We start from the raw sequence: 14,639 nt of genomic DNA on the forward strand, positions 1-14,639 counted from the left end.
AGGTTCTCGTTTGCATGAAGTACATTTCATCCCCAACTCCTCTCCTTGCCAAGGAGCTACGGTGTAAACACAAGTTATACGATTACCCAAAAGTCCTCTAAAACCTCACCCTGTCCTATCGGACATCCCTCTCCTTAGTAAGGAGAGGGACAGGTTTTGCACAAGCAAAACCAGGGTGAGGTATCTCAGGGGCAATGGTATTAGTCCCTAGCGCAAATTTGCTGGCACTTTTTCAGGAACTACCCAATAGTAAATAGTTTTGCCCTCTACATTCAGCGTCTGATCTGGTTTCCAATCGCCCATATCGAAGGCGTGGGAGACAATGCGAGTACCAGGTTTGAGTTCACTCAATAGCTTGGGACGAAGTTTGAGGTTGATTTCAGGCAGCAAGTAAAGTGTAACTACTGTTGCTTTACTAAAATCAGTGTTGAACAAGTCTTGTTGGACAAACTTCACGCGATCGGTTACTCCTGCCTTCTGGGCGTTCTCATTAGCTTCTTTGACGCGTTGGGGGTCAATATCTATCCCAAAACCCTGCGTACCAAACTTTTGTGCCGCAGTATTAACAATTCTGCCATCACCGCTACCAAGGTCGTAAAGTAAATCATTCTTACCTACTTTTGCCACTTTCAACATTGCATCTACCACTGGCTGTGGTGTAGGTACATAGGGAACATCGCCGGGGCGTTCTTGTGGTTGAGTTGTGGGAGTTGTCGCAGCTGGTATTTCGGTTTCGGTCTGACCCGTCAAAGTAGAAGGTTGTGTCCCGACTTCCAAGTCTGTCCCTTGGGGTGTACACCCAGCAATTCCCAAGCTGGTAATACTAACCCCTGTAACCATTAAAAACAGAATTCTTTTGAAGTTCATGAATTTTCTCCTTGATTGAGTAGCTTGTGGTCAGTAGTTAGTAAAACAACTGATAGTCATAGAATTTTGAATTGCTTATAGTCTGAGGTTTAGGTTGCACAATCCAAAATCCAAAACTGTATTAGGGACTTCCAGAGAATAAATTAGCCAATTTATTCAATTTATTCAGATGATATTTTTCTTTCTCCCCCCTGCTCCCTGCTCCCTGTCCCCTTGCCTACACAACGATTGGTTGTTTTTTTAATTGGAAGCCTCTTAAGCCCTACCTTGGCGATAGTTATTCCAGAACAACAGGGGGATACCTGCTGCGACAACTAAAACACCTGCAACTGCTCCCACACCTGTATAAACCAAGCTGGAATAAAGCAAGTAAGCGCAGACGGCACAAAAGAGTAATGGTGTGAAAGGATAAAATGGCACACGGAATGGGCGCACTATGTGGGGTTCGCGGATTCGCAATACTAGCAGTGATATCCCGGAAAGCAAGAAGAAGAACCAAAATATCGGGGCGGTGTAATCCACCATTGTTTCAAAGCCTTTGCGGGTGAGCGTGCCTAAAAAAACCAGTGCTAAGGCGATCGCTGCTTGCAATAATAAGGCATGGGTAGGACTACTAGGACGTTGTTGCCAGTGCCCCATAAAACCAAATAGCGAAAAATCCTGTCCCAGTGCGAAATTGGTACGCGCTCCGGTAAAAATTGTGGCGTTGGTTGCTCCCAAAGTAGCGATCGCAATCAATACACTGATAAACAAGGCTCCTGGTGCGCCCCAAAGAGAGCGCATTAAATCTGCGGCTACTGCTTCTGACTGGGCCATGTTCGCTAATCCCAGTCCCCGCAGGTAAGCCAGATTGATGAGTAAGTAAATGGCAGTGATGATGCCAATACTCCACATTAGCGATCGCACAATATTACGTCGTCCATCTTGAATTTCTGCCGAGATGTAAGCCGCTTCATTCCAACCGCCGTAAGAGAGCAGCACAAACACCATCGCCAATCCCCACGTTCCTGATGATGCAGATTCCACAGGGGCGGCAGAATTAGGAATGGCGGTAAGCCCAAGAATTACTACCAGTAATAAACCCAGAACTTTCGCAGCACTGAGCAAGTTTTGTGTCCACTTACCCTGCTCCAAACCGATGATGTTCAAAGCAGTTAAAAGTGCGATCGCTATGGCTGCATAGATAGAAGACGAAAACGTTCCTAGCCGCCATATCTGAGAAACATAATCGCCAAAAACAAATGCTAACAGAGCAATGGAACCAGTTTGAATCACTGTCATCCGCGCCCAGGCAAATAAAAAGGCGACTCTTTGCCCGAATGCACGTTTCAAATAATAGTAAGCACCACCAACATCGGGATAGACAGTGGCTAACTCTGCATAGCACAGCGCTCCTACCAGAGATACCACACCACCAATTAGCCAAAAAAGCAGTACAGCAATATCACTACCTGCTTGATTTGCCACTAAAGCCGGGGTTTCAAAAATCCCCGCCCCGATAACAATACCGACAATCAGAGCCACTGCGTCTGGTAATCTTAGCGATGGCTTAGGTGCTGCCACTTCTGTTGTTGCTGACTGCTGAAGCAAACTGTAGTCTTTACGTCTACTCACATTACTTCCTTATTAGTGTGGAGTGGGGACTCGCCGCTTTGTTTCATCTTTTTTTTGCACTGTTTTACCTATATCTCTATGGTTCAAAACAAATGTGACTCAAAAATGACAATCATCAGTGATATGCCTGCAAACGGGAATATCCATCTCGCCACATTCAGAGCAATCTCTATACAGCGATCGCTTCAATTTCTCGTGTTAGACAACATCTATGCTTCTCAAAAGAATGGCAACTTAATGTGAAACAAGGAACTATGTCCCAGTTCGCTGTTAAGACCCAAATGCCCCCATCTACCTCCGATTTTTTTCAGAAGTATTTACATTGTTAGCTTGTCTTAATTCTGGTAATAGGCTAGAAAATCTGATTCAATAAAACGTCTTCCGTGAGTGGGATTTTATAGTAACCTAGAGAATGATTGACTAATAGTAGGTAATCGTGCTTTATTTTAGCAAATAGCTAGAGACAGCGATCGCTTAAAACTTAAAATTAAGTAAGGGCGCACATCTGGGTGCCCTTACGGAATAAATAACAAAAATCTCTTTTTACCCTTACTCCTTTAGTATCTGCTACTGGGAAAAAGTAAAATATCTATCAATTCGCCAATCACCAAACCTAATATTGCTATGACTGTTAAAACCCAAAATGAATCTAGCTTGTTGAAGCCAGAAAAGCGCATTTCCAAATCAGCTAAAAGCGTAGTTGCTAAGGGTATGAGAAAAAGCCTTAATAATAGCGACCAAGTTGCTACAAAAGCAATTGATATACTTAAAAATAATATAACAGCTAAAATTTTAGACCCAAATTCAACTAAACGCTCTAACCAAGAAATACTTTTCCGCACTACAGCTATAACCATAGCAGCGACAAAAGCTCCTACTAACCAAATAATATGATGAGCAGCAAGATACCATCCCAAAAGAGTGTAAGCCAGCCATAGTAATATTAAAGGCATCAAAGGAATCCTGTTAAAAAATTCCACATTCATACTGCCAAAGCTTGTAAAAATACCAAGTTAATATCTTAATTGTAGTCAAAGCTTCTTACCACTTAAACATTTAAATATATCAACCTTACTCAGGATATTCCTCTATTTACAGGGCAAATTTAAGAACATACTCTTTTGTTGTGACAATAATATATAGGTCTACTTAATTTTTCGATTTGGAAATCTGAGCCTTAGACGCTTATAAGGTCTATAGCAACAACAGCTTGCTAAATCGTAAATTTTATACTTAGTAATCTAATTTAACTTTATTTAATGCGATCGCTTGTAGCTTCAAGTTCAGAAAATCAGGCTTATCCAGCGATAATAATATATTTTTTATACGTATGACCATTGATAGTAAAGTTATATTTAAAACATAATTTTACTAACTTAATGAGCAAAAGTACTAGATTTTAAAATACTAGTACAGCGAGCGCAAAAATAAACATACCATTTCAAATGGCGCAATAGCTTGGAATACAATTATGCATGACTTTTGACTTACGCCTTGCGGTACTAGTGATGTATAAGTAAATTGATTTTAATTCTCAGCTATTTGCCATGAAATTTAATGAAGAGGTAGTTATAATTCACCGTGTACAACTTTGATAACTGTCCACAATAGTGTTGCATGTCTCAAGCTCATGGTAATATTATTTTACTGTTAGGAGATATTATTTTATACATCAAGTTGCAAACATGCTGGAACAGCTAGTTAGGTGCGCTACCTCCAAAAAAAATTATTCAACTCACCAAGGAAATCCACAAAAGCGCCAACGTGCAAAGCACATAGCTTTTGAAATTCTGCTTATATAAGGTAATAAATAGCTCACAAAGTCCTCTTCTAGGAATGATTAGAGCTAGCTAAGAAGGTATAAAATCCTCTTAAAACGGCAAAAAATTAGACAAGAGTAAATACAAAAATTTTGAGGTTAAGTTAGTTTTTTTTCGTATATGTAAAAATATCGAAAAGCCAAATTTGTCTTGTCAATCAGACATTAATATTGTGTGTTTTATTTAGATATTGATTTCTCTTTGTGGTTAATTACCTATATAAAAGCCCTATTTCATTGTTGAAAACTTAAGCTACCTCGATTAAATGAGGCAAACACTTAAATTTAACAAATGATTTAGGACTGCTAGATCAATCTTGATTTAGTAACTACTCGATTATTACCAACATCAGCAACAGTAACAGGAAAAACATGAATATCATTGTTCGTTTGTTTGGAGCGATCGCTCTCCAAATATCTGCGATCGCTACGATGTCTACTATGGCAATGGCTGATGACAAGCCCCTACGTGTCTATACCCAGGAGACTCCTGCTGCTTCTCAAGGGAAAACAACGCAGAGGATTTGCTCTTTAGATCCCATTGAGGATTTATTACCTCCAGTACAAACAAAGGCAAGTAATTCTTTGCTTTCTTACCTTGCTGAACAAGGTTTTATACAGAATCAAGAGGGTTCTTGGGTCTGTTATGCAAACGATCCTAAAAAAGAAGGGCGTTATTTTACCCTATTTAAGGTTAAAGAAGTTGATGGCAAGCTCATAGCAAGTTCTTTCCTAGATGAGGGCAGTCTGATTCAGGGACAGGAAAATCGTAGTTTGGACTTCTTTATGATGCTGATTAAGCGTCATCTCAATACTAGTCCAGAGAATCGTCAAGGTATACGTAGGTATTTAGAAGCCTTTGTCTCCTTAGTAAAAGAAGGGAAGATCAAACCCACACGTCGTGGGTTTCTTTTTGACCAACCAAACCGGGCATTGGTCTTATATCACACACTCTCATCAGGAAATCTCAAAGGTACCGGAATCACGATCAACATTTCTTTACCTAAGAGTTGAACTGGAACTGGGGAGTAGGGAGTGAAATGAGTATAGATGGGGGATTCAAACCTCACTCAACTCGTAAAGAAATTTTCTCCCAATCCCAATCCTAAAACACCGATTCATTAATAAAACACGAGGCAAATAAACCCTGTTTTAACGTCTTCTACAACCAAAAACTCCTTGTTTCAGCCTCAATAAACCCAGTTTTTGGTCATGATTCGGAATACTGAATCGGTGTTCTAGCTACGAAGGATAGGAATGCTGTTGGCAGACTCGATGAGTCTGCGGTATTGTTGCGACCCCACGGACTGAAAGAGGGACGTGAACAACCAATGAAATTGCTGTCATTTAGTGGAGGTGCATCTTGCCTAAATCAATCGTTCAAAGAATTGCAATGCCGTACCACTTCGTGGAAGCAAGCTACGCGGAGCGTCTCGGAGAGAAAGCCGTTCGGTTTGCGACCATCGTATTCTCATCTGTTGCAGTAGTACTCACTACGTGTCAGTCTGCTTTTGCACAGCTCAATATTGGACGTTATGGTATCCAACAAGGACTGGAGTATGAGTATCTCCAGTACCAAATCAATAACCAGAATCTGAGCCAGATGCGAGTCATTCCTGGATGTGATGTGGGATTTGGGCTGACCTGCAATAAAACTGGATCGGTAATCCAACGATTACTAGATTCAAACGACGGGACTAGCTATCAAGACCTCTTGATACGAGCAGCTGGTGGAGAGGAAAACTTCCAGAATTTCGCTAGCTTTTACGGTAACAATCCCAATCTCTCTGAGGTGCCTTACGCCTCATTTTGGAGAAACCAATCCCCCGCAATCATGGATGGATCTCAATACCTTCTTGGACAACCTGTTGGTCGCAATCCAGTAGAAGGACTCGGACTTGTAACCAAGCAGTTCTATTGGTCACCATACTCAGGAACCAATAACTCGGTCAGTCTCCGTGATGGATTAATAGACTTGAAGTTGTCATACGGACGACTACTCTTTGAGGAAGCCTCAAAAATCCCCAACATTAAGGACGAGATTCAGTCTCTGGGTCTGTCGCCAGAGATGACGAATTTCTATTTAGATAAAATCTCAACAGGCTTGGATGCGTTGAGTTCTGGAAATCCAAACCAACTCCAACAGAGGATTTTTGAAGTACTATCCTTTCCATATTCCGAAGATGGTGGGGAACTCGGACGTCCCAATAACGCAATTCCACAGGAATTTAGTCAGCTCTTGGGAGAAGATATCCCAGGAGATATATTGCTGAGTGATAATCCACTAGCATTGGACGGAGAAGCAATGGGCCTCGATACTTCCCCTGCCTCTGTAGGAGATGTTTTGGTACAAGACAGTCCTGATTCCTTTCCACTCTGGCCAATATTCGGAATTGGGGGTCTTGCTTTAATTCTGCTTCTACTACTCGATGGTGATAGTTCTTCAGCTCAAGCATCTGTTTCTTCAGAAAATCCACCTTTGTCTCTCACTAGCACAGGCGAATGCGATCTGACTCGCAGTGGTAATGGTTATGATCACACCCAGATCATTGAGATTCCATGTAACGTTACTCCTAAAACCCCTACGGAAGTGAAGAAGGTAGTGGAGCCATCAATGATCAAAGCGCTTATATTGCTAATTGTTCTACTATGCATAGTCCGTTACAAACATCGGTCTTTAAAAATCCGTAATTCATAATTCTTACAGCAGCTTTCATTTATGTAAGGGTACAGTAATGCTGATTGGTGTCAACAAAAGCCTAGAAATAGCAAAACTTTCGGCTTGACTTACCCGCCTTGAACTTTAGTTCCAGGCTAATAGCTAAAGTCTACTCAAGTAGACTAAAGATTTTTGGGTATATTTATCTTGGGTTGCCAACGGCAACCCAAGACTCCCCCCATTGTAATGATTATCATTTTTATTTAATGTATATTTTATTTCCTGGAAGTCCCTTAACTACTTGCTGGATATTACCCACTTACTGGGATAATACCAATTCAATTAATGATGTTTCTGATTTTTATCTCGTCAGAGTCATAAAAGAGCGATAAGCTTTTCTCAGTCGTCTAAAGACGTCTTTAGCTATTAGACTCAGAATTCATTCTGAGGCTGGCTCTACGAGAATGAAATAGCCCTGACCTTAGTTGTCAAGTAATTTGAGCAAAAATACTCAATAAAATAGAGTTAACCATTGCCAATGCATGGGGCCATTTACACGCATTCCAAAAGCCCCATCTTCAGCGAAACCCCCTACTAGATAAGCTGCCAATGCAAAAATAATTGCATTCAAAACTTTTCTAATAAATATAACTTAAAAGTAGCATGGTTTTAATGTTTAGAAACTTTTAAAAGTATTTTTCCGTAGATTTTAACATAAAAGCATCTAGTTATAAGTCCATAATCTAATTTCTCCCCTTGGGTATATAACTTAAAAATATAAGCAAAACTCTTGACAGATATGCCGGAAATTTTATTTTGCTAAACCTATAATTAAACCCTTATCACCATTAAAAGTTGAGCTACTGAAAAATGTGTAGTGATTTGTTAATTAAAAAACAGATCAATAAACATAAACCCTAAATATCGTTATCTCCCAAAATCTATTGATATTTACATCTCTAATACGGAAGATTTCTAAATTTGCCATTATTTAGGTAAACTCAAGTCTTGTTTATAAAATTTTGCTGAATTTTCTTCCTCAAAAAACGTCTATATATTCCCAACGAAACAGTATTACCAACCTAATCCCGATGACACAGTAATAGTCAGGATATTTTTCCAAATAACTAGTTAGTTACTCGGCTATCAAAAATCAAGGCACTAAAAACATATAGTAAAAGGTAAATAATATGTATCATCCTCAAATGTTGCCAACAACTGTAGCAGCCAATAGTAATTTACATCAAGTAATAGTGAGTGAAGCAACAAAGGATAAAGCACAAACGCATGAATTAACTATTACTGATATAGCGATATCTTTATCCCCTGTTGGCTTTGTAATTAGTTGGATGGTTTTTTTCCTAATATTGCGAAAAATCCGCGCATTTATAGATTATAAAATGGTGTTTCCCGTCAAAGCTTTACACAAACTTCCCTGTAAAAACTGTAGCTTTTATTCCAATAATCATTATCTAAAATGTGCAGTCAACCCTTCTATTGTTCTCACCGAAGAAGCGATGAATTGCTCTGAATACTCACCCAGCAAGAAAGATTCTTCCTCCAAAAATCCTTTTGGCTAGAAATAATAATTATTAATCTGATGCTGCACGAGTAGCGGAAACTACATATTAAGTAGGTTCTTTGGCTGGTAACGCCTTGGTTCGGACAGCGATCGCTCACTGTACTGTGTATTGTTAGTTGCCCACCTTGCTATCAGCAATTGGGCCCTACCTGCTGGACAGGTTGAGTCATGTAATTGCCGTCAGTTGTTGAACGTGTTTGAGATTGTGGGTTTGGCGTAGGTAATTGTCGAGCATTCCTGACCTCTCTGGTAGAGACGCATCTAGCCTTGCTACCTATCCCTAACAAGGCTAGATAAAGCACAGGTTGCTTGAAAAGTTGTTTCATATTTTTTGATCGCAACAGCACCAAATCAGATTTTGCCTAAGTCTTTTATCTAGCTGCGCTCTGATTTAGTTGAATTAATAGCCAAGTGAGATAAGTACCGAAAGGGCCCCAAAGAGCATAGGGTAGGAATAGCCAGGAGGCTTTTTGGGAAATTGGCTTAACCAAAAATGCCAAAATATAAACGAGAAGCGTTGCCAAGCCACCAGCAATCATTCCACCTGTTAGGCTGCGAAGTTCTACCACAATGGGACTATAAACGGAGGTTAAGAGGGCGATCGCTGCGTACATAGCCATCAACAGCCAAGGATGAGACTGTTTTGAGCTTTTCTCCCACACGATAATTGCTGAGATTGTCAGACAGACCCAAATGAATATCCAGATAAATGGGATAAGGAATTCAAAGGTCAACCAGTCGGGACGCTGCAAGTTCTGAAACCAAGGGTCACGCAGTGATGTCAGCAGGCTACCACCGAAAAATAGTGCTGCTGAAACTGCTGTAATAATCCATCTAGCTTTCACAAAAGTTTCCTGTCATAGTAGGATTACACTTGTAGTCTAGTTCGGGGGTGCGTTAGCGTTCCGTAGAGAAGGTATCGCTGCACCTGTCTTGAGACTTTCAATTAAAAAATATCCAATTTTGTAGCAACGATCTTCGTAATGCACCGCAACAGTTGAAGATGCTACGTTACAACTTACCCATTATTCAGCTTAATTTTTTAGTTTTAATCTGTCTGTAGATAGATGCAATGTTGCGGGCATCATCAATACCACGATAGTGTGTACCTTTTAATTCTATCCCCAACTCATTGAGAGCCTGTGCCATGCCAAATTTTTTAGACACACCAAGATATTCTGAAAATTCCTCTTTGATATTTATGTGTTCGGAACTAAAAGGATAAGGTAAATTATGAAACGCGCAATCTTGAATAAATTGCTTTTTGTCGTAATTGCCCCAAGAACAAAAAATATGATTGGGAAATGAATAAATCCATTCTTTGAAGCGAGAAATTCACTCTTGGCTTGGCTGGAGTTTTGAGTGACTTCCTGTGCAAGGCGTAGTTCTTTTTCGATGCACTTGCGCTCTACAATTTCAGTTGAAAGCGCTCGATTGATAACTTATAACTGGGCAGGGCTAGGTAGTGTTAGAGCTTGAGGCATGAGATAAAATAACGCAAATGCCGTATATATCGAAATAATGGCAGTTAAAGCTTTTAAACCACCTGCAATCCAATAGTCTGGATGCCAAAGCGTCCAAATATCCATCAAGTGTCCAGTACCGCAGGCAATAATAAAAGCACCAAATAACAAAAAGACTCCATTGAAAGGAACGTCTTTGCGCTTGGAAATAAAGTAAATTAGTAGGAAAGGAATAGAATAATAGGCCAGAGCAATCGTGGCATCAGAAATAATGTGGAGCCAAACTAATCCAGTTTTCCAGAGATAACAATGTCCGTGGGCAACAAAACCGTTAGAGTGGAAAGGATAGTTGAAAAATGTCGGCATGATACTAGGGGTTGCTGGATTTGAAATATATACGCATAACCCTAGTATTCCCAAACTATCAAGTGGGAAAGCGCGATCGCTATTTTTTTACATTCGTCTTTATTAATGCTTGAACTACTAGCGTACCAAGAAAATATGTTGTATCGTTTGCGACGCCGAATAGCCCGCACTTCTCTACGAGACGCTCTTGCTAGCTTGCTTCCCCGTAGGGGTACGACAAGCTCAGTGACCATTGTAGACATCGCCCGCAAAACTTAGAACGTCATTTATAAAAAAAATCTGAGCCTGCCCAATCCCTGTATGATAATTATTAGAAACCTTTTGTAATTATTTGAAAAGCGGGACTATGGAGATTTTGACACTAGGTTGGGTATCACTGTTAGTTGTGTTCACTTGGTCAATTGCAATGGTAGTTTGGGGACGTAACGGACTGTAGAGGCATCGTGGAAAGTCCATTCTTGAGTATTTTAACTTTAGTTGCCGTAGTGCTGCTCGTAGTAGTCACTGGTGGTATTGGTTATTTGACCGTGGCAGATTGGCGCGATCGCCGTCGCCGAGATGATGACAAACGCAGCAGCCGCAGCGCCACTCCCAAGCGGCGATAATTTGCTTGTGGTTGAACAATCTTTTTATAGGGACACGATAATATCGTGTCCCTACACTGTTTTTCTGGCATTCCCAGGAAATAACTGTTACCTTTGCGATCGCTAGGGGAATCATGAGATAGAAGACTTTCAATATTTAAAGTCCCACTGGGAATGGAAAACTCCTCTACTACTCAACCCATAGAACCAAATTCAGAACAGCAAGAATCTCATTCAGATGTGACACTCTCTCTGCGTCAGAATGAGCAACAAAAAGCCTTGTCTGGAGTTATTGCCCGCATACGCGAGTCTCTAGATATAGAAACCATCTTCAAAATTACAGTTACTAAAGTACGCCAGCTTCTGAAAACCGATCGGGTTAGTGTCTTTCGTTTTTATCCCGATTTGGGATGGGAAGGGGAATTTATCTATGAAGACGTGGGAGCAGAATGGGGTTCGGCACTAGCAGCCAAACTGCGCGACCACTGCTTTGCTGCGGAGTTTGCAGGATTATATCAGCAAGGTCGGATTAAAGCAATGACTGATATATATCAAGCTAGTGTCAGTGATTGCCACGTCCAAATGCTAGAAAGATTCCAAGTCCGTGCCAATATAGCTGCCCCCTTGATGAAAGGTAAAGATTTATGGGGATTGCTGTGTATTCATCAGTGTAGTAGCCCTCGGCAATGGGAAGCATCAGAAATTGAGTTTGTGCAATTAATCGCCGAACATTTAGGAGTTGCTTTACAGCAAGCAGATTACCTGGAACAAGTAAAACTACAATCAGCAGAACTAGCACAAGCAAAAGCCAGAGAAAAAGCAGCCCAATGGCAAAGAACCATAGCCATAACCATTGAGAAAATTCGTCAGTCTCTAGACTTGGAAAGCATTTTCCACACAAGCACCGGAGAACTTAGACAGCTGCTAAATGCTGACCGCGTGGCTATTTATCGCTTCAATCCCGATTGGAGTGGTGAATTCGTGTTTGAATCAGTGGCAGAGGGTTGGATTTCCCTCATCCATGAGCAATTGCAGCGGCCGGAAGTGAGTGAAAACGTCAGTGAATGTAGCGCCAAAGATTTAGCTAAACCTCCAGTCGCTGACACCTACTTACAAGATACAGAGGGTGGTAGCTTTAGTCGCTGTGAAGTGTACCGTGTTTGTAATGATATTTACAATTCAGGCTTTAGCGACTGCTACATTAAAATCTTAGAAATATATCAGGCAAGAGCTTATGTGATCATTGCCATTTACCACGGTCAGAAGCTCTGGGGCTTGCTAGCAGTTTACCAAAATGCCAAAAGCCGTGATTGGCAAAAAGATGAGGTTTACTTGCTTACCCAAGTGGGCACACAACTAGGTGTAGCTTTGCAGCAAGCAGAATTTATCCAACAAATGCAGATCCAAGCAGCAGAGATCAGCAAAGCTGCTGATAGGCAAAGGGCGTTGGCCAACACCGTAGAAAAAATTCGTCAGTCTCTTGATATTGAAACCATTTTTAAAACCACAACTCAAGAAGTCCGTCGGTTATTAGAAGTGGAACGAGTAGCAATTTATCGCTTCTATCCTGATTGGAGTGGCGAATTTGTCGCTGATTCTATTGTTGATAGCTGGACACCAGTGGTTAAGCCGCAGCCTGTGACAGAAGGCGTTCTTGTACAAGGAAAGCAAACAGGTAAGTATGCACGAAATGAAGTTTTTGTCCCAATTTCTCAAGGCGAGAAGTTGTGGGGATTGCTAGTAGCTTATCAAAATTCCCAGCCTCGTTATTGGCAAGATGAGGAAATCAACTTATTGGCGCAAGTTGGCGTTCAATTGGGGGTAGCATTACAGCAAGCTGAGTCTTTGAAACAGATGCAGGTGCAAACCCAAAAACTGGCTCAAGCTGCTGCACGAGAACGGAAAGCAGCCGAAAGAGAAAAGGCATTAGCCACAACGGTGGAGAAAATTCGCCAGTCTCTTGATATTCATACCATCTTTGCCACCAGTACAGAAGAAGTCCGGCGGCTATTGGAAGTTGATCGAGTGACAATCTATAGATTCCAGGCTGATTGGAGTGGCAAATTTGTTGCTGAGTCTTTAGCCCAAGGTTGGACACCAATAAGGGAAATTCTACCTGTAGTTGCAGATGATTACTTACAAGAAACGCAAGGCGGAAGGTTTGCTAATGCTAAAAGTTGTGTCATTAAAGATATTTACAGCGCTAATTATTCTATTTGTCATATTGCCTTGCTTGAGCTAATGCAGGCTAGGGCATATATGATTGTGCCGATTTTTCAGGGTGAGAAACTCTGGGGATTACTAGCAGCTTATCAAAATATCAAGCCCCGTGATTGGCAAGAGGATGAGGTAGATTTGCTGATGCAGATTGGTACTCAGTTAGGGGTAGGACTTCAACAAGCGGAATTACTCGAACAAACTCAACGTCAAAAAGAAGAAATTACCCAGACTCTTAAAGAATTACAGCACACTCAGAGCCAGTTAATTCAAAGTGAAAAAATGGCAGGTTTAGGGCAGTTAGTTGCTGGTGTAGCACATGAAATTAACAACCCGATTAGTTTCATCTATGGCAACATCACTTATGTTACTGAACATGCCGAAAATTTATTAAAATTACTGCACCTCTATCAAAAACAGTATCCTAAGACAACAGGAGAAATTCAAAAGCAAGCAGCAGCACTGGATTTAGATTTCATTAGTGATGACTTGCCTAAAGTTCTGACTTCAATGAAGATAGGGGCAGATCGGATCTCTCAACTAGTTTTGTCATTGCGAAGTTTTTCTCGACTTGACGAAACAGGAATGAAGCCTATTGATCTTCATGAAGGCATCGACAGTACTTTGTTGATTTTACAACATCGACTGCAACCAGAGACTAATTCTTTTGCTATTGAGGTAGTTAAACAATATGGTGAATTGCTTCCAGTCGTCTGCTATGCAGCCCAGATGAATCAGGTGTTTATGAATATTCTCAACAATGCGATTGATGCATTAGAAAACTCAGAAAAAGCTGGAAAAATAATTGATAATCCTAAAATTTTGATTCGTACAGAAGTCCTTGAAGGGAATACTATTCTGATCCGCATTGCTGACAATGGTTGTGGGATTCCAAAGATGATGCGATCGCGCATTTTTGAACCTTTCTTTACCACCAAACAACCTGGACAAGGTACTGGTTTGGGGTTATCTATTAGCTACCAAATTATTGTGGAAAAACACGGCGGTAATATCAAGTGTGTTTCTGAACCTAGTAATGGCTGTGAGTTCTGGATAGAAATCCCGATGAAACGAACAGTTAGTTAAAAAAAATCAGGCGATGCCAACTCTTGGAAATGCTACGCCAATGCCTACGCTGTTTGGAATGAACCGCGAAAACTAAAAAAGTGCGACGCCGAATAGCCCGTCGCAGACATCGCTTGTTAAAATACATATCTTATCGATGCTGTTGTAACCAAACCACTAAATCAGCTTGCATTGAGAAATTTAGTAAGGTTTCGGCTAAATCCTCTAATTGAGTTAACGATAACCCACGCAGTTGCTCTTGTAGTCTGGAAAATTTATTCTTCTTAAACATTTAGTCGCAGGTAGGTATCAATAAACCCAGAAATAAATTGTATTCGCGCTGGATTTAGCTGCAAGGTAGCTAGCAGGCGCAGACACTCGATACCTGCTGTAAGCTACGCTA

At 40.8% G+C, this 14,639-nt stretch carries 14 protein-coding genes and 3 pseudogenes; 7 read left to right on the forward strand and 10 right to left on the reverse strand.

The features are described from left to right. Positions 1 to 207: 207 nt before the first annotated feature. Positions 208 to 867, reverse strand: coding sequence for a class I SAM-dependent methyltransferase (locus tag LC586_RS00895; protein ID WP_229482522.1), 660 nt, complete (start codon positions 865 to 867; stop codon positions 208 to 210). A 255-nt stretch (positions 868 to 1,122) separates the two neighbouring features. Further along, a complete protein-coding gene (locus tag LC586_RS00900) occupies positions 1,123 to 2,481 on the reverse strand; it encodes an APC family permease (RefSeq protein ID WP_229482523.1) in 1,359 nt (452 codons plus the stop codon). Between the two features lie 105 nt (positions 2,482 to 2,586). Between LC586_RS00900 and LC586_RS00905 the strand changes: the two genes are divergently transcribed. Beyond that, positions 2,587 to 2,724 carry a hypothetical protein gene (locus LC586_RS00905; RefSeq protein WP_229482524.1) on the forward strand — a complete coding sequence of 46 codons (138 nt, stop codon included), beginning with the start codon at positions 2,587 to 2,589 and terminating at the stop codon, positions 2,722 to 2,724. 314 nt (positions 2,725 to 3,038) lie between these two features. Here LC586_RS00905 and LC586_RS00910 read toward each other — a convergent pair whose 3' ends face one another. After that, positions 3,039 to 3,467: a hypothetical protein gene (locus LC586_RS00910; RefSeq protein WP_229482525.1), complete on the reverse strand. Its 429-nt coding sequence runs from the start codon at positions 3,465 to 3,467 to the stop codon at positions 3,039 to 3,041. A gap of 1,205 nt (positions 3,468 to 4,672) precedes the next feature. Between LC586_RS00910 and LC586_RS00915 the strand changes: the two genes are divergently transcribed. The 3 genes from LC586_RS00915 (at position 4,673) to LC586_RS00925 (ending at position 8,539) form a co-directional block, all read left to right on the forward strand. Then, positions 4,673 to 5,314, forward strand: a complete 642-nt coding sequence (locus tag LC586_RS00915; protein ID WP_229482526.1) for a hypothetical protein — start codon at positions 4,673 to 4,675, stop codon at positions 5,312 to 5,314. Positions 5,315 to 5,663: 349 nt separating this feature from the next. Continuing rightward, entirely contained in the window at positions 5,664 to 6,998 is a 1,335-nt protein-coding gene (locus LC586_RS00920; RefSeq protein ID WP_229482527.1) for a hypothetical protein, read from the forward strand. Between the two features lie 1,151 nt (positions 6,999 to 8,149). After that, positions 8,150 to 8,539 carry a hypothetical protein gene (locus tag LC586_RS00925; RefSeq protein WP_229482528.1) on the forward strand — a complete coding sequence of 130 codons (390 nt, stop codon included), beginning with the start codon at positions 8,150 to 8,152 and terminating at the stop codon, positions 8,537 to 8,539. A gap of 133 nt (positions 8,540 to 8,672) precedes the next feature. Here the strand turns inward: LC586_RS00925 and LC586_RS00930 are convergent, their stop codons facing one another. The 5 genes and pseudogenes from LC586_RS00930 to LC586_RS00950 all read right to left on the reverse strand — a co-directional run bounded on the left by LC586_RS00930 (position 8,673) and on the right by LC586_RS00950 (position 10,612). Further along, on the reverse strand, positions 8,673 to 8,867 hold the full coding sequence (locus tag LC586_RS00930) for a hypothetical protein (RefSeq protein WP_229482529.1): 195 nt from the start codon (positions 8,865 to 8,867) through the stop codon (positions 8,673 to 8,675). Positions 8,868 to 8,912: 45 nt separating this feature from the next. Continuing rightward, a complete protein-coding gene (locus LC586_RS00935; protein WP_229482530.1) occupies positions 8,913 to 9,386 on the reverse strand; it encodes a TspO/MBR family protein in 474 nt (157 codons plus the stop codon). Positions 9,387 to 9,570: 184 nt separating this feature from the next. Then, a pseudogene (locus tag LC586_RS00940) lies at positions 9,571 to 9,876 on the reverse strand (3'-5' exonuclease); the annotation flags it as partial. Continuing rightward, positions 9,837 to 10,370 (reverse strand): annotated as a pseudogene (locus LC586_RS00945) (hybrid sensor histidine kinase/response regulator); the annotation flags it as partial. The pseudogenes LC586_RS00945 and LC586_RS00940, both read right to left, overlap by 40 nt. Before the next feature lie 41 nt (positions 10,371 to 10,411). Continuing rightward, positions 10,412 to 10,612, reverse strand: a complete 201-nt coding sequence (locus tag LC586_RS00950; RefSeq protein ID WP_229482532.1) for a hypothetical protein — start codon at positions 10,610 to 10,612, stop codon at positions 10,412 to 10,414. A gap of 104 nt (positions 10,613 to 10,716) precedes the next feature. Between LC586_RS00950 and petN the strand changes: the two genes are divergently transcribed. From petN to LC586_RS00965, 3 genes are all read left to right on the forward strand, one after another. Next, a complete protein-coding gene (petN, locus tag LC586_RS00955; RefSeq protein ID WP_012408302.1) occupies positions 10,717 to 10,806 on the forward strand; it encodes a cytochrome b6-f complex subunit PetN in 90 nt (29 codons plus the stop codon). A gap of 7 nt (positions 10,807 to 10,813) precedes the next feature. Continuing rightward, entirely contained in the window at positions 10,814 to 10,975 is a 162-nt protein-coding gene (locus tag LC586_RS00960) for a hypothetical protein (RefSeq protein WP_229482533.1), read from the forward strand. Positions 10,976 to 11,128: 153 nt separating this feature from the next. Further along, complete coding sequence (locus LC586_RS00965) at positions 11,129 to 14,257, forward strand: GAF domain-containing sensor histidine kinase (protein WP_229482534.1); 3,129 nt, start codon at positions 11,129 to 11,131, stop codon at positions 14,255 to 14,257. A 130-nt stretch (positions 14,258 to 14,387) separates the two neighbouring features. On the opposite strand, the gene LC586_RS42485 is transcribed toward LC586_RS00965, so the two are convergent. Both LC586_RS42485 and LC586_RS42490 read right to left on the reverse strand, forming a co-directional pair. Next, on the reverse strand, positions 14,388 to 14,528 hold the full coding sequence (locus LC586_RS42485) for a DUF4351 domain-containing protein (RefSeq protein WP_438822864.1): 141 nt from the start codon (positions 14,526 to 14,528) through the stop codon (positions 14,388 to 14,390). Continuing rightward, positions 14,527 to 14,616 (reverse strand): annotated as a pseudogene (locus tag LC586_RS42490) (DUF4351 domain-containing protein); the annotation flags it as partial. The gene LC586_RS42485 and the pseudogene LC586_RS42490, both read right to left, overlap by 2 nt. Positions 14,617 to 14,639: the final 23 nt, after the last annotated feature.

It is taken from the genome of Nostoc favosum CHAB5714, assembly GCF_020829495.1.
GTDB lineage: Bacteria > Cyanobacteriota > Cyanobacteriia > Cyanobacteriales > Nostocaceae > Nostoc > Nostoc favosum.